Origin of the sequence: Lapillicoccus sp. (assembly GCF_046595215.1) — a bacterium.
Lineage (GTDB): Bacteria > Actinomycetota > Actinomycetes > Actinomycetales > Dermatophilaceae > Lapillicoccus.
This window is the reverse complement of sequence record NZ_JBKJPP010000111.1, coordinates 18,259-38,507: the sequence shown is the minus strand read 5'-3', so window position 1 is coordinate 38,507 and position 20,249 is coordinate 18,259. Positions and strand designations below refer to the sequence as shown.

20 protein-coding genes are annotated in these 20,249 nt (G+C 67.5%); 12 read left to right on the top strand and 8 right to left on the bottom strand.

Annotation, left to right across the window (positions count from 1 at the left end; translation table 11 throughout):
* The first annotated feature begins 453 nt into the window (after positions 1-453).
* The 3 genes from ACLL9L_RS09150 to ACLL9L_RS09140 are packed head-to-tail and all read left to right on the top strand — an operon-like array spanning position 454 to position 3,496.
* Positions 454-735: a DUF3311 domain-containing protein gene (locus ACLL9L_RS09150; protein WP_411284339.1), complete on the top strand. Its 282-nt coding sequence runs from the start codon at positions 454-456 to the stop codon at positions 733-735.
* On the top strand, positions 732-2,231 hold the full coding sequence (locus ACLL9L_RS09145; protein WP_411284338.1) for a sodium:solute symporter family protein: 1,500 nt from the start codon (positions 732-734) through the stop codon (positions 2,229-2,231). The genes ACLL9L_RS09150 and ACLL9L_RS09145 overlap by 4 nt, the downstream gene beginning before the upstream one ends.
* A complete protein-coding gene (locus ACLL9L_RS09140; protein ID WP_411284337.1) occupies positions 2,228-3,496 on the top strand; it encodes a Zn-dependent hydrolase in 1,269 nt (422 codons plus the stop codon). Before ACLL9L_RS09145 ends, ACLL9L_RS09140 begins: the two co-directional genes overlap by 4 nt.
* A 499-nt stretch (positions 3,497-3,995) precedes the next feature.
* Here ACLL9L_RS09140 and ACLL9L_RS09135 read toward each other — a convergent pair whose 3' ends face one another.
* The 6 genes from ACLL9L_RS09135 to ACLL9L_RS09110 form a co-directional block, all read right to left on the bottom strand.
* On the bottom strand, positions 3,996-5,000 hold the full coding sequence (locus ACLL9L_RS09135; protein ID WP_411284336.1) for a nucleoside hydrolase: 1,005 nt from the start codon (positions 4,998-5,000) through the stop codon (positions 3,996-3,998).
* Between the two features lie 6 nt (positions 5,001-5,006).
* Positions 5,007-5,756 (bottom strand): glutamine amidotransferase, encoded by a 750-nt coding sequence (locus ACLL9L_RS09130; RefSeq protein WP_411284335.1) that lies wholly within the window; start codon positions 5,754-5,756, stop codon positions 5,007-5,009.
* Entirely contained in the window at positions 5,756-6,796 is a 1,041-nt protein-coding gene (locus tag ACLL9L_RS09125) for a phosphotriesterase (protein ID WP_411284334.1), read from the bottom strand. The genes ACLL9L_RS09130 and ACLL9L_RS09125 overlap by 1 nt, the downstream gene beginning before the upstream one ends.
* Positions 6,793-7,803, bottom strand: a complete 1,011-nt coding sequence (locus ACLL9L_RS09120; protein ID WP_411284333.1) for an ABC transporter permease — start codon at positions 7,801-7,803, stop codon at positions 6,793-6,795. The genes ACLL9L_RS09125 and ACLL9L_RS09120 overlap by 4 nt, the downstream gene beginning before the upstream one ends.
* A complete protein-coding gene (locus ACLL9L_RS09115) occupies positions 7,804-8,514 on the bottom strand; it encodes an ATP-binding cassette domain-containing protein (protein ID WP_411284332.1) in 711 nt (236 codons plus the stop codon).
* Positions 8,515-8,591: 77 nt separating this feature from the next.
* On the bottom strand, positions 8,592-9,758 hold the full coding sequence (locus ACLL9L_RS09110) for a substrate-binding domain-containing protein (protein WP_411284331.1): 1,167 nt from the start codon (positions 9,756-9,758) through the stop codon (positions 8,592-8,594).
* Positions 9,759-9,779: 21 nt separating this feature from the next.
* Between ACLL9L_RS09110 and ACLL9L_RS09105 the strand changes: the two genes are divergently transcribed.
* On the top strand, positions 9,780-10,727 hold the full coding sequence (locus ACLL9L_RS09105; RefSeq protein ID WP_411284330.1) for a LacI family DNA-binding transcriptional regulator: 948 nt from the start codon (positions 9,780-9,782) through the stop codon (positions 10,725-10,727).
* On the opposite strand, the gene ACLL9L_RS09100 is transcribed toward ACLL9L_RS09105, so the two are convergent.
* Positions 10,696-11,115: a hypothetical protein gene (locus ACLL9L_RS09100; protein ID WP_411284329.1), complete on the bottom strand. Its 420-nt coding sequence runs from the start codon at positions 11,113-11,115 to the stop codon at positions 10,696-10,698. The genes ACLL9L_RS09105 and ACLL9L_RS09100 overlap by 32 nt on opposite strands.
* Positions 11,116-12,062: 947 nt before the next feature.
* Here ACLL9L_RS09100 and ACLL9L_RS09095 point away from each other — a divergent pair.
* The gene (locus ACLL9L_RS09095; RefSeq protein ID WP_411284328.1) at positions 12,063-13,136 is read left to right on the top strand and encodes a DUF6454 family protein; all 1,074 of its coding nucleotides are present in this window, start codon (positions 12,063-12,065) and stop codon (positions 13,134-13,136) included.
* 60 nt (positions 13,137-13,196) lie between these two features.
* Here ACLL9L_RS09095 and ACLL9L_RS09090 read toward each other — a convergent pair whose 3' ends face one another.
* Complete coding sequence (locus ACLL9L_RS09090) at positions 13,197-13,535, bottom strand: DUF4870 domain-containing protein (RefSeq protein WP_411284327.1); 339 nt, start codon at positions 13,533-13,535, stop codon at positions 13,197-13,199.
* A gap of 63 nt (positions 13,536-13,598) precedes the next feature.
* Here ACLL9L_RS09090 and ACLL9L_RS09085 point away from each other — a divergent pair, with 63 nt between their 5' ends.
* The 7 genes from ACLL9L_RS09085 to ACLL9L_RS09055 all read left to right on the top strand — a co-directional run bounded on the left by ACLL9L_RS09085 (position 13,599) and on the right by ACLL9L_RS09055 (position 20,179).
* Entirely contained in the window at positions 13,599-13,745 is a 147-nt protein-coding gene (locus tag ACLL9L_RS09085; protein WP_411284326.1) for a hypothetical protein, read from the top strand.
* A 190-nt stretch (positions 13,746-13,935) separates the two neighbouring features.
* Complete coding sequence (locus tag ACLL9L_RS09080) at positions 13,936-15,159, top strand: alpha-hydroxy acid oxidase (protein ID WP_411284325.1); 1,224 nt, start codon at positions 13,936-13,938, stop codon at positions 15,157-15,159.
* 14 nt (positions 15,160-15,173) lie between these two features.
* Positions 15,174-16,172 carry an acetamidase/formamidase family protein gene (locus ACLL9L_RS09075; protein WP_411284324.1) on the top strand — a complete coding sequence of 333 codons (999 nt, stop codon included), beginning with the start codon at positions 15,174-15,176 and terminating at the stop codon, positions 16,170-16,172.
* 42 nt (positions 16,173-16,214) lie between these two features.
* The gene (locus ACLL9L_RS09070) at positions 16,215-16,973 is read left to right on the top strand and encodes an SDR family NAD(P)-dependent oxidoreductase (RefSeq protein WP_411284323.1); all 759 of its coding nucleotides are present in this window, start codon (positions 16,215-16,217) and stop codon (positions 16,971-16,973) included.
* Between the two features lie 66 nt (positions 16,974-17,039).
* Complete coding sequence (locus tag ACLL9L_RS09065; protein ID WP_411284322.1) at positions 17,040-18,002, top strand: LacI family DNA-binding transcriptional regulator; 963 nt, start codon at positions 17,040-17,042, stop codon at positions 18,000-18,002.
* Positions 18,003-18,133: 131 nt separating this feature from the next.
* Positions 18,134-18,271, top strand: coding sequence for a hypothetical protein (locus ACLL9L_RS09060; protein ID WP_411284321.1), 138 nt, complete (start codon positions 18,134-18,136; stop codon positions 18,269-18,271).
* Between the two features lie 273 nt (positions 18,272-18,544).
* The gene (locus ACLL9L_RS09055) at positions 18,545-20,179 is read left to right on the top strand and encodes a fucose isomerase (protein WP_411284320.1); all 1,635 of its coding nucleotides are present in this window, start codon (positions 18,545-18,547) and stop codon (positions 20,177-20,179) included.
* The last annotated feature ends 70 nt before the right edge of the window (positions 20,180-20,249 follow it).

The following is a 20,249-nucleotide window of genomic DNA, read 5'->3' as shown; positions in this document are numbered from 1 at the left end:
GATCCGTCGCCCCATGAAAGTACTGCCCACCTCGAGGCTGTGCAGGTCGGCCGGTCGCGCGCAGTTCTTGGCAGACCGAGGGAGAACGCTCGCTCATGCCGCTGACGTCGCCAGCGGAAGCCCACCCACGTACCGGGTCTGCTGAATCCTCCTGCAGGAAGCGCGAAGCAGCGTGCTCGCTCTCTGCGAGGCGTATTCGTGGGGTGGACAGGGCCACTCGGACAGGGTCCGGGCGCTTCGGTCACAGGGAGAACTCAATCAGCCGGCACCGTCCGCTGGAGGTGACCTACAGGGCCAGAACCTTGCTGTGCCCGTCGCTGGCCGGGTCTACTCAGATGGATGCGCATGACCGGTGAAGATCGCTCAACTGCGGACCTCGGCTTGACACGGCGTGCGAGGGGGGAATGATGACGTGGAACACGTTCAACACCGGCTTGAGCAATGGGGGTTTCGATGACTGATGACGTGGATCGTGCTGCCACCCCGGTGAACCCTGCGGCGCCGGACCGCACTCGCGCCTTGCGGGTCGCACTCGCCAGCCTGCCCTTCTTGGGCATCCTTGGTGGTGCGGGCTTCGCGAACCGGTCCGAGCCCTTCGTGCTCGGTCTGCCGTTCCTGATGGCATGGATCGTGCTGTGGGTCGTCGCGAGCAGCGCGATCATGGCCATCATCTACGCGCTCGACCCCGCGAACCGTGGGTCGCAGCCGCGGAACGACGAGGTGTCTCCCCGATGAACACCGCCCTCATCGTCCTCGGCGCGGGCCTGATCATTGCGCTGGCGCTGGGCCTTCGCGCCCGGCACGGTCGCGAGATGAACCTCGAGGAGTGGTCGGTCGGCGGGCGCTCCTTCGGGGTGGTCTTCGTCTTCCTGCTGCTGGCCGGTGAGATCTACACCACCTTCACCTTCCTTGGTGGCAGCGGCTTCTCGTACGCGAACGGCGGCCCCGCACTCTACATCCTGGCCTACGGCTGCCTCGCCTACGTGATGTCCTACTGGTTGCTGCCAGCGGTGTGGCGCTACGCCAAGCGCGAACGACTGGTCTCGCAGGCAGACTTCTTCGCGCGCAAATACGGCAGCCGTAATCTCGGCATCTTGGTCTCCCTCATCGGGGTGCTCGCCATGATCCCCTACCTCATCCTGCAGCTGAAGGGCATGTCAATCATCGTCGCGGAGACGTCCTACGGCGCGGTGTCGCAGACCGCAGCCATCTACATCGGCACGGCTGTCCTGACGTCGTACGTCATGGTCTCCGGGATCCACGGGGCCGCCTGGACCGCCGTCCTCAAGGACATCCTCATCCTCGCCGTCGCGGTCTTCCTGGGCATCTACCTCCCCTGGCACTACTACGGGGGCATCACCCCCATGTTCCGCTCCGTGCAGCAGATGGACCCTCAGTTCCTCACCCTGCACACCCCTGCACTCGGCGTGTCCTGGTTCATCAGCACCGTGCTGTTGACCTCGCTCGGCTTCTACATGTGGCCGCACTTCTTCGGAGCGACCTTCTCGGCGAAACACGAGCGGGCGCTGCGACGCAACGCGGTGATCTTCCCGCTCTACCAGCTGGTGCTGCTCTTCATCTTCTTCGTCGGTTTCGCCGCTGTGCTGAAGGTCCCGGGGCTCAAGGGCACCGACTCCGACCTCGTGCTGCTGCGGTTGTCGCGGGACGCGTTCGAGCCGTGGTTCGTGGGCCTGATCGGCGTGACCGGGATGCTGACGGCACTGGTTCCGGGCTCGATGCTGCTTACCACCTCCGCGACGATGCTGGCCAAGAATGTGTACGCCGAGCTACGACCCGGGACGTCGCCGAAGAACGTCCTGCGGTTGGCGCAGTTGTTTGTGCCGGTGCTGGCGGCGCTCACGCTGCTGCTCACCTTCGGCGGCGGAAACACCATCGTCGCCCTGCTGCTGCTGGGCTATGCCTTCGTCACCCAGCTGTTCCCGGCGCTGATCGCGAGCCTGCTGCCACGTAACCCGGTCACGGCTTGGGGCGCCGCTGCGGGGATGGTCGTCGGCGTCGCGGTCGTGAGCTATGTCATTGTCGCCAAGCGCTCCGTCGGGAGCCTCATGCCGTTCCTGCCCGAATGGGCCGCGACCCTCAACGTGGGCATCGTCGCCCTTGTGGCAAACGTGCTCGCGCTCGCGGTCGTCTCGGCGTTCACGAAGGGTGTGCGAGCGTCGTCCGCCCCTGACACCCCCAGCCTCGAGCCGGCGCGTGGAGGGGCTCGATGAGCGGCGGGCCGGCGCTTCCGGTCCGCGTCGACGAGCCGAGGCTGACCATGCTCGTCGAACAGCTGGCGCGCGTGGGGGCCCAGCCGGGCGGGGGGATCATTCGTCCGTTGTACTCCCCGGCGTGGCGCGAGGCCCAGGACACGGTGGCCGCCATGATGGGGGACGCTGGCCTGAGTGTGCGCGAGGACGCCGTCGGCAACGTGTTTGGCCGTCTCCCCGGCGACGACCTGGAACCTATCCTGATCACCGGGTCCCACATTGACACCGTCGTGCACGGCGGCGCGTACGACGGGGCGCTCGGCGTCCTGTCCGCGATCGTCGCTGTCGAGGCGTGCGCGGCCGCCGGTGGCGCGCCACGGCGCACGGTCGAGGTGGTCTCGCTGTGCGAGGAGGAGAGCAGCCGCTTTCACTCGAACTACTTCGGCACGCGGTCCATCCTGGGACTCGTCGGGCAGGACGAGCCAGAGCACTTGGTGGACCTCGACGGTGTCACGCTGGCCGACGCCGCCCGCTCGGTCGGCCTGGACCCCGCCCGCTTCGGTGAGGCCCGACGCGAGGACTTCGACGCCTTCCTCGAGCTGCACATTGAGCAGGGCCGCACGCTCGTCGACTCGGGGCTCGACATCGGCGTGGTCGACGTCATCACCGGGTTCGTCTGGCTCGAGGTGGTTGTCGAAGGACGTACCGATCATGCTGGCGCAACGGCGATGACCAACCGCCGGGACGCGCTGCAGGCTGCGGCGCGAATGGTCACTGCCGTCGAAGGCGTGGCGCTCGACGAGGGGCACCCAGCGGTCGCGACGACAGGGGTGTTGCGGGTCTATCCGGGTGGTACGAACATCGTGCCGGGCCGGGTCGAGTTCACCATCGACGTGCGCCATCCGGAATCGGGGGTCCTCGACCGGATGGTGACAGCAATGCGTGTGCAGTGCGAGGCCGTTGCCGCGGACCGAGGGGTCGAGGTCGGCGTCCGGCTGCTCAAGGAGACGCCGCCGCACGACCTCGATGCCGGCCTGCGCGCGGTGCTTCAGCAGGCCGCTGACGTGTGCGGGGCGAGCTGGCGCGACCTTCCCAGCGGCGCGGGGCACGACAGCCAGACGATGGGCACCCGCGTCGCGGCAGCGATGCTGTTCGTGCCAAGCGTCGACGGCAGGTCGCACAGTCCTGCGGAGTACAGCACCCCGGATGACTGCGCCCGCGGCGCGTCCGTGCTGGCCACTGCTCTGCGCCTCCTTGCGTGGTCCCCGCTCGGAGATGAGCAATGATGACGGCTGACGGGCGGCGCCACTGACATCAGGACCCGGGAGCTGTCCCTCTACGATCAGGACACGGCGCGGTTCGAGCGGAAGACTTTGGAGTCGCGGTCTGGCCTTGACGTCACCCGGCCCACGGCGCTGAGTCTCATGGCGCGCCTTCACGCCGGGCGCGCCGGCGAGGTGCTTGCCATCCGCGCCGACATTGACGCCCTAGCGATTCAGGAGGAGAACAACTTCGAATTCCGCCCCCAACGGTCAGGGCCGTGCACGCGAGCGGGCATGACGCACACACCGCGATGCTCGGGTCGATCCCCTGCCACCGTAGCCCGCGAGGCGCACGGTCAGGCCCGCTGCGGGGTGGACCTCGGGCGCAAGGGCCGTGAGCTCCGCCTCCAAGAACACTTGAGTGTCCGGGCGGTTGATGCCGACCTCGGGCTCGGCGTGGAGGTGGCGTCGTCGTCCCACCATCCAGGGGATCAGGTCATCGGGCCGCCCGAGCCAGGAGGTGTCACGGTCCGTCCCTTCGGTGCTCACCGAGGTGTCTCGTCGATGACCCGGTGGTGGCGGCGCCCAGCGCGTCGATCGCGTCCAGGACGAGGTCCCAGTAGCCCGCGGCGTCGAGCTCGATGGCCACCCGGGCGTTCGCGGGTCGGCCGTACCTGTTGAACAGGTCGACGACGGTGGCGCCCCGGGTCCACTCGCCCCTTGTTTCCACGGCGACGAAGCACTCCCGCCAGCGGACCAGCTCCGGTCTGATCAGGGCGGCGATCGTGCAGGGATCGTGCACCGGCGGTGAGTCGAACTCCCAGACATTTCGGTAGGACGACCCGAAGAAACCCATCCACTCGGCCGCCGTGTGGCCGACGACGTGCGACATCGCCTGCATGCGTTCCACGATCGCCGGGGTGGCGAGGGCTTGGTGGGTGAGGTTGAGCCCCACCATCCTGATCGGGATGCCGGACCTCAGGACGATGTCGAGGGCCTCGGGGTCGGCGTAGGTGTTGAACTCGGCAGCAGGGGTGTGGTTGCCACGCTCGGTCGAGCCGCCCATGAAGATCACTTCCCGGACTGTGGGCACCACCTCAGGATGCTCGCGGATGAGGGCGGCGACGTTGGTGATGGGACCGGTGGCGACCAGGGTGATGGGCCGCTCGCTGGACGAGATCACCTCGAGCATCAGTTCCGTCGCTGAGCGCTCTACGGGGGCCGACACCGGTTCCGGCATCGTGGGGCCGTCGAGACCGCTGGCCCCGTGGACGTAGTTCCCGAGCTCGGTCACTCCCGTGAGGGGCCCAGCGGCGCCGATGGCGACCGGCACCCGCCCGGCCCCGGCCAGCGCGAGAACCCGCAGGGCGTTGCGAGTGGCGTCGGCAACCGAGCAGTTGCCGAATGTCGTCGTGATCGCCCGAAGGTCGATGAGCGGCGACTGGACGGCGAGGAGGATCGCGATGGCGTCGTCGTGGCCGGGGTCGCAGTCGAGGATGATGGGGATGGGGTGGTTCTCGGGCGCCATGTCGCGCTACCGCCCCGCGCCGAGCCACCGGAGCATCGCCGCGACAACACCGTCGAAGCCGGACCAGGCCAGGAACTCCTCCGGACACCAGTGCGGGCCGATGTCCGAGGTCCAGACCAGGGAACGGCCCTCCCCGACCTCAGAGGTGGCGATGAGGACGTCGCCGCCGACGGTAGCCACCACCTGCGCGCCGGCCTTGGCCTCAACCTTGTTGTAGCCAAGGAGGTCGGGAGCGTTCCCTGACCACGCCGCGCCGATCTCGTGGCCGGGAAGGGCCACCACTGGCCGGGCTCCTTGCGGCGCCTCCACCCGGTCGTCGCAGTCGAGCATCGATACCGGGAGCACGTCGGCGAGGGGGCTGCGAGCAAAATTTGCTCGCGCCTGAAAGCCCTGGAAGCTCAGGTAGCCGCCGGCCATCATGAGTCCTCCCCCTGACCGGACCCACTCGCACAAGTTGATGAGGGGGTTGTCGGAGGGCCTGCCCCCCAACCAGGTCTCCGGCGGGAGGACGAACGAGTTGGCCCCGATGTCGGAGAGGATGATGACGTCGAACTCGTTCATCGCCTCCACGGTGCGGGGGAACTTCGTGGGCACGTCGTGGGCATACAGCTGCTCGACGTCAAGACCCTGTCGCTTGGCTGAGGCGATGAAGGCGTCGGCTCCCGAGTGGAACGTGACGCTGGTGAAGCTGTCGAATCCCTTGAAGTGGGTTGCCTGGGATATCCACGACTCCCCGGCCAGCAGGATGCGCGACATCAGGCCTCCTTCGTGTTGTCGAATACGGCTCTGGGGTTGCGGACCATGAGCTGCTCGATGGTGTCGTCGTCGAGGCCGTGCCGATGGAGTCGTGGAACGAAGTACTGCAGGACGTGCCCGTAGCCGGGGCCGCCGTTTCGTCTCAGCAGGCTCTTCAGGAAGATGTCTGACGAGATCAGCAGACGGTCCGCGAAGCCGGCTTCGACCAGGCCGGCGAGATGTCGGGCGTTGTCCTCGTCCGAGGGGCACTGGACGCCCTGGTCGGCGTAGAACATCTCAGCCCCGACCATGTCGTACTGCACCCAGGCCCCCCTGCGCAGCAGGCGGAGCTGGTAGTCCGGGTCGGGTCCCGAGGGCCCCATGTGACACAGCACCACGTGCGCCGGATCCACGGAGTGCGCCTCGACGAAGTCGAGCACCTCGTCGCCGAGCCGAAACCATGCTGGGAGGTGGATCTGGATGGGGAGCAACGTCTCCCGTTGTGCCATGCAGGCAGCCGCGAGGCTGGTGCGCTCTGCGGGGCTGAAGTCCTGGCCCACGCCGATCTCGCCGATGATGCCCGGCCTGACCCCGTTCACCCCCTCCCGGAGGTCATCCATGATCAGCTCCGCCATCTGGGCCGCGTCAAGATCGGCAATGACGTCGGGCTGGGCCGCCTCGAGATAGAACCCCGTCCCGGCAACGATGTTGACGCCCGTCGCGCGACTCACCACCTGCAGGCCCGTCAGGTCGCGGCCGACCCCGAGCCCGGTGGGATCGATGATGGTCCCCCCGCCCAGCGCAGCGAACCGGGCCACCTCCTCGGTCGCGGTGGCCACGTCGTCGAGGGCACAGTTGTCCCGGTTGCCGAATGGATCGTGTTTCAGGTCCCAGAGCAGGCCCATGGTGACCGGGCTGGTGGCGAACTCGTCCGGGTCGAGCCCAACGGACGTCGTGCGCTGCCACCACGAGGTGACGTCGTTGAGGATGTGTTCGTGCGGGAGAGTGACACCGAGATCAGCGCTGTCGATCGTCCCGAGCACGGTCATGACGTCGCTCACGTGCCAGATCCACCTATCCGCGAGAAGAGTTTGCTGTTGAGGAAGATCGCCACGACGAGGATGGCTCCTTGGACGATGGGGACCCAGTAGACATCGACGTGCAGGAGGACCAGACCGTTCGAGATGATCCCCAGGGTCATCGCGCCGATGGCGGATCCGATGATGGACCCACGTCCACCCATGAGGCTGGTGCCGCCGAGGACGACGGCGGTGATCACCTCCAGCTCGAAGGCCGTCCCCGAGTTCGACGATCCGCTCGCGAGCCGCGTGGCGGTCGCGACACCGGCCACCGCCGCGAAGAGCCCGGTCATCGTCAGGGCCCACAGCTGGATCTTGCGGATGTCGACACCCGAGCGGCGCAGCGACTCCGCGTTCGAGCCGACGGCGACGACGTAGCGGCCAAAACGCGTCTGGGTGAACAGGTACCACGAGCCCGCCACCGACGCGATGGCCATCCAGGTCGGCGTGTAGAGCCCCAAGAACTTGCCCTGGCCCAGGGGCAGCAGGAAGGTTGAGTCGATCGGGGTGCTGTACCCCTGCGTGATGAGCAGGGCCACCCCCCGCACCGCCGTCAAGGCGGCCAGGGTCACGATGAACGACTGCAGCCTCCCGTATGCCGTGAGGAGCCCGTTGGCGATCCCGATCAGCGCGCCGATGGCGAGCGTGACCGACAGTGCCAGGACCGGGTTCCCGGTCTTGGCGAGCAGCCCGAGGGTGGCCGCCGTGAGACCGACGATGGAGCCGACACTGAGATCGATGGCTCCAGTCGTGATGACGAATGTCATCGCCGTCGCCACGATGATGGTCGGAGCAATCTGCCGGCTGACGTTGACGAGGTTCCCCGCTGTCAGAAAGGCGTCGGCTCGCAGGCTGAAGAAGACGAACAGCACCACGAACACAAGGAGGATCGACAACACCCCGAAGTGCCGGGCGACGAACTCCGATCGGGCGCCTCGGGCGGAGCGGCTCCGGGCGAGCGGCGGGGGCACGGTTTCGCCTGCTGCCATCTACTTCCCCATCATCGAGTTCACCAGTTCGGACAAGTTGGTCTCCGCCGGTCGCATCTCGCGCCAGACCACCCCTTCGTAGAGCACGACGAACCGGTCCGCGACCCCAAAGAGATCCTGCAGCCGGTGGGTGATCAGCACGACGCTGACCCCACGCGACGACACATCTCTGATCAGCTGCAGGACGGTCTCCACCTCCTTGGCGGCCAGCGCCGCCGTGGGCTCGTCCAGGACCAGGACCTTGGGGTCGAAGGCGACCGCGCGGGCAATCGCGACAGCCTGCCGTTGACCGCCCGAAAGGGTGCCGACGTCCTGGTGCATCTTGGTCACCCGGATGTGCAGGCGTTTGAGGTCCGCAGCCCCCTGCCTGTGCATGGCCGCATGGTCCAACCGCCGGGTGATCCGGTGATAGGGCTCACGTCCCAGGTAGAGATTCGCAGCCACGTCCAGGTCGTTGCACAGCGCCAGGTCCTGGTAGACCATCTCGATCCCGTGAGAGCGGGCCGCGCGGGGGCCGGAGCCGGTCAGCTCCTCCCCGTCGATCCGAATCTGCCCGGAGTCAGGTGTCATAGCGCCGGCGAGCATTTTCATCAGGGTGGACTTTCCGGCTCCGTTGTCCCCGACGAGTCCGATGACCTCGCCCGGCGCGATGCGCAGATTGACTCCCTTCAGCACGTCCAGGGCGCCGAACCGTTTCCGGATGTCGATCATCTCCACCCGGTGTTCGGGGGGAGACGATCGGTCCGTGACGCTATCCGGGTATCCCATGGCCTACCTCGCTTCGTCGGTCAGGGAAAGATCGTGCGGTACTTGTCGACGTTGTCCTTGGTCACGATCGTGATCGGCACGTCGATGAAGCCCTTCGCAGCACCACCGCCGATGAGGCTCTTGAGCTCGGCGACCGCTTTCACACCCTCCTGCTTGGGGTCCTGTTGCACCACCGCCACAGCGAGACCGGAGTCGACTGCGCCGATGACCTCCTTGGTCAGGTCCCAGCCGATGATCTTGGTGGTGGTGTTGCCCTTCAAGGCTGCGGCCGTTCCGACGGTGGCGGGCTCGCCCGTGGCGTAGACGAGGTCGAGGTTCGGTTGGGCGGTCACCAGGTTCTGCGCGGCGGTCGCGGCCTTCTCCTGCACGTTGTCGCCGCTCACACTCTGGGTGTACTTCGCTCCCCCCGCGTCGATCGACTTGCGGAAGCCGTCCTCACGCTGGTTCTGGATGAAGGAGTTCTTGGCGTCGACGACGCCGTAGCTCTTGCCCTTCGCGATTCCCTTGTCAACGGCCCAGGTGGCGATCTGCTCACCCGCCTTCGCGTTGTCGACACCGACGAAGGTATCGACGCTCCCGTCCGCGAGCTTGGCGTCGATGGCGACAACCTTGATGCCCTTGTCGCGTGCGGCCTTGACGGCCGGTAGCACCCCGTTGACGTCGATCGCGACGACGATGAGGCCGGTGACACCCTGGGAGACAAGGGATTCGATGTCGCTGTTCTGGCGGGCCGAATCGTTGTTGGCATTCGAGATCGTCAGCGTGCAACCCGCGTCCTGGGCCGCCTGGGTGGCGCCCTCGTTCATCTGCGTGAAGAAGATCGCGGTCTGGTTGATCTGGGTCATCCCGAGGGCGCACTTGGCGGCGCCGGCCACCGCCGTCCCGCCAGCCGAGGCGGCCGGCGGGGTCTCGTTGCCGGTGCTGCACGCCGTCAGGGCCAGACCCGCTGCCAAGGCCATCCCCATCGCGGGGCGGAAACGTCGAACGCTCGAAGGCTCCATGGGTTTCTTCCTCCAGAGGGGATGACGTGGGCAAAGGATTACCGAAACGGCTACGATAGCGCGGCGAGCGTCCTGGGAACATCTCGATTCAGTAACGTCCAACCGTGAAAGACGCACCGCCAGAACGGAGTTCTCTTGTCGGGCAGCCGGCCGCGACCCGCCACGATGCACGACGTGGCGGCTCACGCAGGAGTGTCCACGGCAACGGTGTCCCGCGCCCTCAGCGGCGAACGGCCGATGTCACCGGAACTTCGTGAGCGGGTCCTGCTGGCGGCGAACGCCTTGGGTTACCGGGTCAACCTGCTGGGCCGCGCCCTGAGGCGGAAACGGACGTCGTCGGTAGGCCTGATCGTGCCCGACCTCGACAACCCGTTCTTCTCATCCCTGGCTCAGCACGTCGGCCGGTCGTTCGGACCGTCCAGCATTGACGTCTTCACCTACAGCGCCGACTCCGACCTGGACCGTGAAAGGCGTGGGGTCCAGTCTTTCATCGGGCGCCAGGTCGACGGTCTGGTGATCATTCCCTCTCATGAGGAGGGCAGCGCCGACAACATCAGGTTGGCGTCGGAATCCGTGGTGACCATCCAGTTCGACTGTCGCGTCCCATCCATGGATACGCACTTCGTGGGTTGCGACAACCGTCATGGGATGAAGCTCGTCAGCACACACATCCACGACCACGTCGATCTTGCAAGACAGCCCGTGATCTACGTGGGAGCCGCTCCAGTCTCGTCCTCAGCGCATGAACGGCTCGACGGTTTCACCAAGGCCTTTCCCCACAGTCGTCGCATGCTCGGACCCTTCAGCGCTGAGTGGGGGCAGCGTGCGGCGATGCAGCTGCTGGAGGAGGAGACGCGTTCGGCGACGATCGTTGCAGCGGCCGATGTCATCGGATTGGGCTGCATGAATGCGCTCCAGTCTCGGGGATTGCGCGTACCCGAGGACTTCCGCGTTATCGGTTTCGACGGCGTCGGGGTCACCTTCCTCGCCCACCCATCCCTGACCACCGTCCGTCAACCGGTTGAGGCGATGACCACCTCGATCCTCGAGCTGATCCTCGACGGCCTCGATGAGGGCGTCGAAGGCAGGAGGCGCAGTGTCCGACACAAGCCGGAGTTGCTCGTCAACGACTCCAGCCCAGCACGGTTCGTGTGACGTACGGGAATGCGAATTCTTGTCGCAAGCTGCGACTGGGACCCATCCGTTCGATGGAGTGCTCCCCGTTGTCCGTGACGCGGACGCCCTTGTCCACGACCCAGAGCACCCACCGCGCAGAGGCGTACTGCGCGGTGGTCATCACCGCGGTGACCAAGTCGGCGAAGGGCTCGATCCCGCTCTTGGGCGCGGTCGTGCCGATCACGCGAGCGCGGTGCACGTCATCGACCGCGACGTAGGCCAGCGTGCCGTCACGGGTGTCCGCGTGCTCGACCCGACGGGTGCGCGCCCTGGTCCAAGCGGTTGTCCCCGGTGGCGCCCGTCGCAGGGTCTTCAGCGGAGACCTCTCCCCCGCAAACGGGAGGTGCCCCAAGTCGGCGCCGATCACGTCGTCACCGTCGCCAAGCGGCTGGCCTCGCCTCTGGCGGGCGCCGCGACGTGCTGGCCGAGATCGCCTCGGCCAGTCCACACGGGTGACGACGTAAGTAAGGCCGACGTGGTTGATTTCTGTCACCAGTAGGACCTCGTCCTTTCGCCATGGTCGGACCTTCCAAAACCTTCGCCATCGAACGTTGCCAGCTCAGGGCCTTCAAGTAGCCATGCTGCGGAGACCACAGCGGCCGCACCCACCCAGATCAGGACCGCATCCCACCGGGTGAGCCAGGGCGTGCTCTCGCGCACGAACGCGCAGAGGCCCCATCCCAACACCCTGATATGCAGTGTTCGAGGGATGGCTGAGCCACACGGAATGGACATCTGGTCCAAGCCGCACAAGGCAAGGGACCCCGGCGCCACGAGGCACGAGGGAAATGGCAGCGGGCAGAGGCCGTATTGAACATCGCCACCCGCTCAGGACGCGGGGATAATCCGTGGCACCCGATGCGGCCCCGGGAGACGTGCCAGCACCCATGCAGGCAAACGAGCACGACCTGAACTCGGATGAGCACGGCCCACGTGAGCACGACGAGCAGGCGCCAACGATCCGGGGCGCACGGCCTCCAAGCACTCCGATCCGGGCTGAATCCGTCGGGTCACGGACCAGCTCGGCCCCTCGCGGATGCCGATCATCAGCGTCACGCCTGCCGGCACGAGGCACTCCCGAACGCTGCGACGACGGGGCTCCACGCCGGCCTGATGGCGCATGAATGGCGCCCACGCCGTCGGCAGGTGCGACGTCCGGCTCGAACCCGACCGCGCGTGCGTGGACTCCCTCTGACGCCCCGCGACGGATGGACGCAGATGTTCAGGTCGTTGGCGTGTCAACGATGCCGGACGTTCACCCGCCCTACGTAACTTCCATCGCGTCAGTGAGGACAGCACCGATGAGAGGCCTCGATGAAGACAATTCGCACCCGCGGCGGGTTGGCAGCCGCCATCGCCGCGCTGGCCATAGGCGCCACCACCGCCCACGCCTCAGGCAACGGCGACCACAACGGCCCAGGAGAGATCGTGACCACCCAGGCGATCGCCAGCGACACCACGACAGCGGACCACCAGACCGTCGACCGCGGGACCGACGACCACCACCTCGGAGACAGCACCCTCGTCCAACACTTCAGTCGTGTGGACCGCAACACCAACTGGCAGCTCACGAGCAAGCTGAAGCTCACCTTCCCCACCTTCCACACCGAGGGCATCGCCTTCACCGCAGACCACATCTTCCTGTCCGCGGTCCAGATCCTCGAGCCGACCGTGAAGTACCCGACCCAGCAGGGTCGCTACGACCGCACCCCGGGCAAGGGCAAGGGACACCTGTTCGTGATGGATGGCGCCGGCAATCTCCAGAAGGACATCGCCCTCGGAGAGGGCGATGTATACCACCCGGGCGGCATCGACTTCGACGGCACCAACATCTGGGTCCCCGTCGCGGAGTACCGGCCCAACTCCAGCGCCATCATCTACCGCGTCGACGCCACCACACTGGAGGTCTCCAAACAGTTCGAGGTCCCCGACCACTTCGGTGGCATCGTCATGGACACCCAGACCGGCCACCTCGTCGGCAACACCTGGGGCTCGCGCCGATTCGCCGAGTGGAACCTGCGCGGTGAGCAGCTCAGGACCTGGGAGAACCCGAACTTCTTCGTCGACTACCAGGACTGCCAGTACGCGGCCACCTCAAAGATGCTCTGCGCAGGCATCACGAACCTGCCCCAGACTCCGGCAGCCGGCGGCGCGGCCGGGACGTACGAGCTGGGCGGCATCGCCCTGATCGACATCACCAAGCAGAAGGTCCTGCACGACGTCCCCTTCCAACAGTGGTCCACCGCCGGCCACGTCGCCACTCGCAACCCCTTCAAGATGGCCGCCGACGGCCACCACCTGACCATGCGCGTCGCGCCCGACAACGGCGACGAGGGCAATGGCACCGAGATCCTCACCTACGAGGCCACCGTGACGCCCGCCCGGTGACTGGCAGCGGGCCCGGCGGCGGAGTCCTCTCCGAAGAACCCGGATCCGGCCCGCGGCCGATCAGTGAACGAACCGAATGGTCAGCGGGTATCGGTAGTCCTCGCCGCGGCTTGCCGCGACTGCGCCGAGGATCTGCAGGACGATCGACGCCAGGGCAAGAGCCGCCGCGGTGACGAAGCCGATGAGGACGAGCATGAGCACGGCCGAGATGACATACCCGATGAGCAGGGTCAGCTGGAAGTTCAGGGACTCGAGCGCGTGGCGGCGCACGAACACCGACCGGTCCTTGTAGATCAGGAAGACCACCAGCGCCCCCAGGAACGGCAGGCCGACAATGCCGCCGACAAAGGGGGCCACGTGGGACAGCGTCCCCCAGGTGCGTTCGTCCGAGGCGGTCATCACCCCGGACGGGGCAGCGTAGGAGACGGGGTACGCCGGCCCGTAGGGAGGAGGCTGCTGATCATGCCCAGGCAGTTGACCGTATGCCGGATGCTGCTGACCGTGGGCGGGCGGCGCTACCGGGGGCTGCTGGGGCCCCGGCACCCCCGGGCCTGTCTGCTGCTGTGGGACACCTGCATGGTCGTCGTCGGGCGGGCCCGCAGGACCTGAGAAAGCCATGATGATTCCTTTCGTCTGGGGAGACCCGGAAGCCGTTGATGGTCATCCTCCTGCGATGAGGGCCCGGCGGCGAGCGGAATACGACAAACCGAGGACACGTTTGACGCACAAAGGTCCACGGATCGAACGCACAGGGGATTGAAGCACCCACGTGCGCCCTCGGTCGTGTAGAAACACTGGGGTGAGCAGCCGACATCGGCCGAGGTGGTCCGACCTGCAGCCGATGCTACGACCGCGGGCGGTGTCCTGGTCGATCGACCCGACCGAGCGACGCCTCGCGGGCGCGGCCTCGGTGTCGGATCTGCGTCTGGCGGCCAGGAGGCGGGCGCCGCGAGCAGTGTTCGACTACACCGACGGCGGCGCGGGTGAGGAGATCAGCCTGCTCCGCTCGCGGGCCGCGTTCGCTCGGGTGGAGTTCCAGCCCCGGGTGCTGCAGGACGTGTCCTCGATCGACCTGTCCACCACCATCCTGGGCCGCCACGCGTCGCTGCCGCTGATATTCTGCCCGACCGGGTTCACCCGGATGATGCACACGGAGGGGGAGTCGGCCGTGGCGCGGGTCGCGGAGCACGCCGGGATCCCGTACGCCTTGTCGACGATGGGGACGACCTCCATCGAGCAGCTGGCAGAGGCGGCGCCAGAGTGTCGGCGGTGGTTCCAGCTCTACCTGTGGCGGGACCGGTCAGCCAGCCTCGACCTCGTCCAGCGCGCCGAGGCGGCGGGATACGAGGCCCTCATCCTCACCGTGGACACCCCCGTGGCAGGGATACGGCGACGCGACGTCCGCAACGGCTTGACCCTTCCCCCTTCGCTGACCCTGAGTACCTTCGCCGAGGGCGCCACTCACCCGAGGTGGTGGTTCGACCTGCTGACCACCGACGTGCTGGAGTTCGCGTCCCTCAACCGGTTCGATGGAACGGTCGCCGAGCTGGCCGCCACGATCTTCGACCCTGCGCTCACGATGGCGGATCTCGTGTGGCTGCGCGAGGTCTGGGCCGGTCCCCTCGTCGTGAAGGGAATTCAGACAGCCACTGATGCCCGCGCCGTGGTCGATGCCGGGGCGGATGCCGTGATCGTGTCCAATCACGGCGGCCGTCAGCTCGACCGTGCACCTACCCCGCTCGAACGCCTGCCCGAGGTCGTCGACGCAGTCGGTGAACGGGCCGAGGTCTACCTCGATGGGGGTGTCCTCAGCGGCGGGGACGTCGTGGCGGCGGTGGCGCTGGGTGCGCGCGCGGTCGGTATCGGGCGGGCGTACCTCTACGGGCTCATGGCCGGTGGCGAGCGGGGCGTGCAGCGAGCGACGCAGATCCTCGCTCGGGAGATCGAGACCACGATGGCGTTGGTGGGCGTCACCCGCGTAGCGGAACTTCGTCCTGAGCAGGTCACGCTGCGCCCCGGCTGAGGTAGGTTTCAGCGATGGACGTACGGGCATACACGCCGACTCGCGAGCAGTACGTGTACACCTTCGGGGGTGCTGCGCCGGCTCTGCGGGTCAAACCTGGCGAAGCTCTCCGCCTGTGGTCCGACGACGCCTTCGGCGGGGCGCTGCAGAGCGTGGACGACCTGTCCGCGGCGAAGGTCGACCTGCGGTTCGTCAACCCCCAGACCGGTCCGTTCTACGTCGAGGGCGCCCAGCCGGGGGACACGCTGGCCCTTCACCTCGTGGCCTTGGAACCGGCGCGAGAGTGGGGGGCGTCTGCGGCGATCCCGTTCTTCGGGGGCATGACCAGCACTGACCGGACGGTGAGCCTGCAGGCTGCGCTCCCGGACACCACGTGGATCTATGAGCTGGACCGCGCTCGTCGCACCGTCGCGTTTGCCGCCCGACACAGCGATCACCGCATCGAACTGCCCCTCGAGCCGATGTTGGGAACCGTGGGGGTGGCGCCGGCCGGCAACGAGGTCCGTTCGTCCCTGGTCCCGGAACGCTTTGGTGGCAACATGGACACCCCCCAGATGCGGGCCGGGGCCACCGTGTTCCTCGGCGTGAACGTCGAGGGTGCCCTGTTCTCGATCGGTGATGGCCACTACCGTCAGGGTGAGGGCGAGGCATGTGGCACCGCAGTCGAGGGCGCGATGACCACCACCCTCATCGTCGAGCTCATCAAGGGCGCAGCGCCCGCATGGCCACGGATAGAGGACGACACGCACTGGATGGCCATCGGTTCAAGCCGGCCGATGGAGGACTCCTGGCGGATCGCGAACGCCGAGATGGTCCACTGGATCGGGCAGCTGTACGGCCTGCACCCCATCGACGCCTACCAGCTGGTCTCCCAGGTGGCGCAGGTCCCCGTCGCCAACGTGGTGGACGCCAACTACAGCGTGGTGGTCAAGGTGGCCAAGGCACTCCTCCCAGATGCACACGCGTTCGGCGGCATCCACGACGACCTGCGGGCCCGTGCCCGCAGGCTCTGACTTCTCCCCACTCGGACCTCACACCGAAAGGCCACTGTCGACATGGACCTTCAGCTCACCGGCAAGCGCGTTCTCGTCACCGGGGGGACGCGCGGCATCGGCCGGGCCATCGTGGCTGGCTTCCTGGACGAGGGAGCAGCGGTTGGATTCTGCGCCCGCAACCCCGAGGACACGTCCGCAGCGCAGCAGGCGCTGAGCGACCGGGGGCACGTCACCGGTACGGTCGTGGACGTCGGCGACGCAGCCGCGCTGGAGGCGTGGGTGGAACGCTCCGCGCAGGACCTCGGCGGACTCGACGTGGTCGTTGCCAACGTCAGCGCGTTGGCGATCCCTGACACCGAGGAGAACTGGCTGGCCAGCCTCAACGTCGACCTCATGCACACCGTGCGACTCGTGAGAGCAGCGATGCCGCACCTCGAGAGAAGCGACGCCGCCTCGATCATCGCCATCTCCAGCGTCTCGGGGCGCGAGTCGGACTTCGCCTCCGGTCCCTACGGGACGGCCAAGACCGCGATCGTCGGATACATCCACGGGTTGGCGATGCAGTTGGCCGCCAAGGGGATCCGCGCCAACACCGTCTCTCCCGGGAACACCTACTTCGAGGGCGGCGTCTGGTCGAGCATAGAAGCAGGCGACCCCGACTTGTTCAACGCTGCGGTCGAACTCAACCCCACCGGCCACATGGGCACGTGCGAGGAGATCGCGCGCCCGGTCCTGTTCCTGGCCAGCCCGGCCGCAAGCCGCGTCAGCGGCGCCAACCTCGTCGTCGACGGAGCGTTGACACGCGGCATCCAGCTCTGAGGATCCGCCGTCAGCCGTGACGTGGTCCGTCGCCCGGGCCCGGGCCGGCGGTAGGCTCGCGGCGTCATGGCGACCATCTACGAGGTAGCGGCCCGCGCCGGAGTGTCCCCGGCCACGGTCTCTCGAGTGATGAACGGCACCGGCGTGTCCGTGACCAACGAGCTCAAGGTCCGGAAGGCGGCCACCGACCTCGACTACGTCCCCAACCGGGCGGCCCGGTCGCTGCGGACGCGCAGCTCGGAAGTCATCGCCCTGATCATCCCCGACATCGAGAACCCCTTCTTCACAGCCGTCGCCCGGGGCGTGGAGGATCACGCGCAGGAGTTCGGATACTCGGTCGTGCTCTGCAACAGCGACGAGCGCCTGGACAAGGAGCGCCGATACCTGGACATCGCCATCGCTGATCACGTGGGCGGAATCATCATCGCGCCGGCATCCCGGCACAGCGCGCTGGAAGAGGTCACCCGACGAGGGATCCCCCTCGTCGCTGTGGACCGGTCTCCTGCAGGACACGGCGTCGATGCGGTGCTGGCCGACAACCGAGCCCTTGCGTGCCTCGCGACGGAAGGCCTCTACGCCAGTGGCTACCAGCGGGTGGCCTGTATCACCGGCCCCAAGGACGTCGACACGGCGAAGGAGCGGGCGGCCGGCTGGCGCAGGGTCTTTCAGGATCGGCATCCCGACCTGTCTGCTCGACGATACCTGCGCCACGGCGACTACCGCATCGCCGGCGGACACGCGGCCATGGAGTCACTGATGACCGGGCAGCAGCCACCTGACGCCGTCTTCATCGCCAACAACCTCATGGCCGTCGGCGCTCTGGCATACCTCGACACAGGTGGGAGCAAGACGTCAGTGCGGGCCATCGGCGTCGCGGCCCTGGGTGACACCCCCTTTGCCTTTCTCGACACGCAGGGCGCCACGGTCATCGACCTGCCCGCGAGGCGGATGGGCTCCAACGCCGCCCAGTTCCTGCTGGAACGCATTCGAGGCACCTCCGGGCCGCCACGGACCCTCGTCCTGAGGTGACCCCCGAGCACCATGCACCTTGACAGTGAAATCGATTTCTATACTCTGGGCGTCATGGCGACCAGCGCGATGCCTCATCACGCGGTGGACCTCCCCCGCCTCCGCTCGTTCGAGACGGATACGGACGTGTGGTGGGCGGGCTCACGTCGATCAAGCGCGCGCCCTCGTCCGACTGGGTCCAGGTGCTCGGCGTCAGTGGTAGGGACCACTGGGTGGCTCTCACGGCCGAGAAGATCCTCGCGGACTGCCACTCGGCGGCTCCCCAGTAGCCCTGCCCTGTGGGCCACTGCGGGCGCCCAGCTGGGGAGGCACAACCTCGCCGGGGGTCTGGCCACCTCGGCGTCTGTCACCGTGTGGCCGAACGAGCTCCTCGCTTCGGAGTCGGTGATCCCCCGCCAGTCCCTGGGGGCCAGTCACGCCACCACCTCAGCATCGACAGCTCGACGCCGGACGTCCCCCACGCCCGCGCACGGATTCAGAAGGACGCCGCCGAGCGCAAGGCGCCGTGCCTGCCCCTGCTCAGCCACCGAAGGAGAACACTCTTGATCGCCTACGTCCTGCCCCCGCTGCCCGCGCCGGTCGTCGCGGAGGCCCACACGGTCTACACGGTGGCCAGCGGTGATCTGCGTCTTGGAGCCAACGTGACGTGCTGGCCCACCCAGGAGAGGCTCGAGGCCGACCTGTCGACGGCCGTCACCACTTTGGGCTGGAGCGTGCGTCGGGGTCATCCGATGGACAGCGTCAAGGGTCACGGTTTCATCGACAGCCAACGGGCGGGCATCGAGGTGTTCAAGACCCTCCCGGGCGACGCGCCCCTGATCGTCGTCGAGGCCGTGTGGCAATACAGCCACCACGTGCTGGCAGGGTTGCGCAGCCACTCCGGGCCGATCCTGCTCGTCGCCAACTGGAGCGGCGAGTTCCCCGGTCTCGTCGGGTTGCTCAACCTCACGGCGAGCCTGACCAAGGCCGGCATACGCCACTCGGTCCTGTGGAGCGAGGACTTCACCGACGCGTGGGCCCGGGACGGTCTGGCCACCTGGCTCGAGACCGGAGAGCTGCACCACGACCTGAGCCATGTCCACGACCTGCCTACCCTGCCCGACGGCCCCGAGGTCGAGCTGGGCCGTGCGCTCGCCAGCCAGCTCCAGCGCGACAAGGCGATCATCGGGATCTTCGACGAGGGCTGCATGGGCATGTACAACGCCATCTTCGACGACGAGCTCCTCAACCCGCTGGGCATCTACAAGGAACGGCTGTCCCAGAGCGCCCTGGTCGCCGAGATGGCCACCGTCACGCCGGACGAGGCGCAGGGGGTGCGTGACTGGCTCGACCGGGCGGGGATGACCTTCCACACCGGCACCGAGGAGGCAACCGAGCTGACCGACGCACAGCTGCTCAGCCAGTTCCGGATGTACATCGCGGCGTTACGCATCGCGGACGACTTCGGCCTCGACGCGGTCGGCATCCAGTACCAGCAGGGCCTCAAGGACACCGTCCCCGCCAGTGACCTCGCGGAGGGCCTGCTCAACGACGTCGAGCGGCCGCCGGTGCACTCCCGCGACGGCGCCCGCGAGCTGTATGCCGGGCTCGCCCTCCCGCACTTCAACGAGGTCGACGAGGGCGTGGCCGTCGACTCGCTCGTCACCAACCGGATCTGGACGGCGATGGGGCTTGACCCGGCCACCACCCTGCACGACATCCGGTGGGGTGCCCCTTTTGACGGCGACTTCGTCTGGGTGATGGAGATCTCGGGCTCCGTACCCGCCGCGCACAACGGCGGCTACGACAAGTCCTACAGCATGCGCCAGCCACCCATGTTCTTCCCTCTCGGCGGCGGGACGTTGAGCGGGGTCTCCCGCCCCGGGGAGATCGTCTGGTCACGGGTCTTCCTCATGGACGGTCGGCTGCACGTCGACATCGGACGCGGCACGGTCGTCAAGCTCCCACCGGAGGAGACCCAGCGGCGCCTTGACGCGACGACGCCGCAGTGGCCCATCATGCACGCCGTCCTGCACGGCGTCAGCCGTGACCAGCTCATGGCCCGCCACAAGGCGAACCACCTCAACGTCGTCTACGCACCCGACGCGCACACCGCCGACAAGGCGGCCCTGGTGAAGGCTGCCCTCTTCGAGGCGCTCGGGGTGCAGGTCCACCTGTGTGGAGACGTGACCCTGTGAGTGCCCCGCGGGCGGTGACACCCGAAGGTGGAGCCTCGCCTGCCGGCGCAGGTGACGACCAACGGCCGAC

Coding starts and splice junctions, on each gene's coding strand:
- ACLL9L_RS09150 (WP_411284339.1), top strand. CDS start 454: ATGACTGATGACGTGGATCGTGCTGCCACCCCGGTGAACCCTGCGGCG.
- ACLL9L_RS09145 (WP_411284338.1), top strand. CDS start 732: ATGAACACCGCCCTCATCGTCCTCGGCGCGGGCCTGATCATTGCGCTG.
- ACLL9L_RS09140 (WP_411284337.1), top strand. CDS start 2,228: ATGAGCGGCGGGCCGGCGCTTCCGGTCCGCGTCGACGAGCCGAGGCTG.
- ACLL9L_RS09135 (WP_411284336.1), bottom strand. CDS start 5,000: ATGGCGCCCGAGAACCACCCCATCCCCATCATCCTCGACTGCGACCCC.
- ACLL9L_RS09130 (WP_411284335.1), bottom strand. CDS start 5,756: ATGTCGCGCATCCTGCTGGCCGGGGAGTCGTGGATATCCCAGGCAACC.
- ACLL9L_RS09120 (WP_411284333.1), bottom strand. CDS start 7,803: ATGGCAGCAGGCGAAACCGTGCCCCCGCCGCTCGCCCGGAGCCGCTCC.
- ACLL9L_RS09115 (WP_411284332.1), bottom strand. CDS start 8,514: ATGATCGACATCCGGAAACGGTTCGGCGCCCTGGACGTGCTGAAGGGA.
- ACLL9L_RS09095 (WP_411284328.1), top strand. CDS start 12,063: ATGAAGACAATTCGCACCCGCGGCGGGTTGGCAGCCGCCATCGCCGCG.
- ACLL9L_RS09090 (WP_411284327.1), bottom strand. CDS start 13,535: ATGACCGCCTCGGACGAACGCACCTGGGGGACGCTGTCCCACGTGGCC.
- ACLL9L_RS09085 (WP_411284326.1), top strand. CDS start 13,599: ATGCCCAGGCAGTTGACCGTATGCCGGATGCTGCTGACCGTGGGCGGG.
- ACLL9L_RS09075 (WP_411284324.1), top strand. CDS start 15,174: ATGGACGTACGGGCATACACGCCGACTCGCGAGCAGTACGTGTACACC.
- ACLL9L_RS09070 (WP_411284323.1), top strand. CDS start 16,215: ATGGACCTTCAGCTCACCGGCAAGCGCGTTCTCGTCACCGGGGGGACG.
- ACLL9L_RS09065 (WP_411284322.1), top strand. CDS start 17,040: ATGGCGACCATCTACGAGGTAGCGGCCCGCGCCGGAGTGTCCCCGGCC.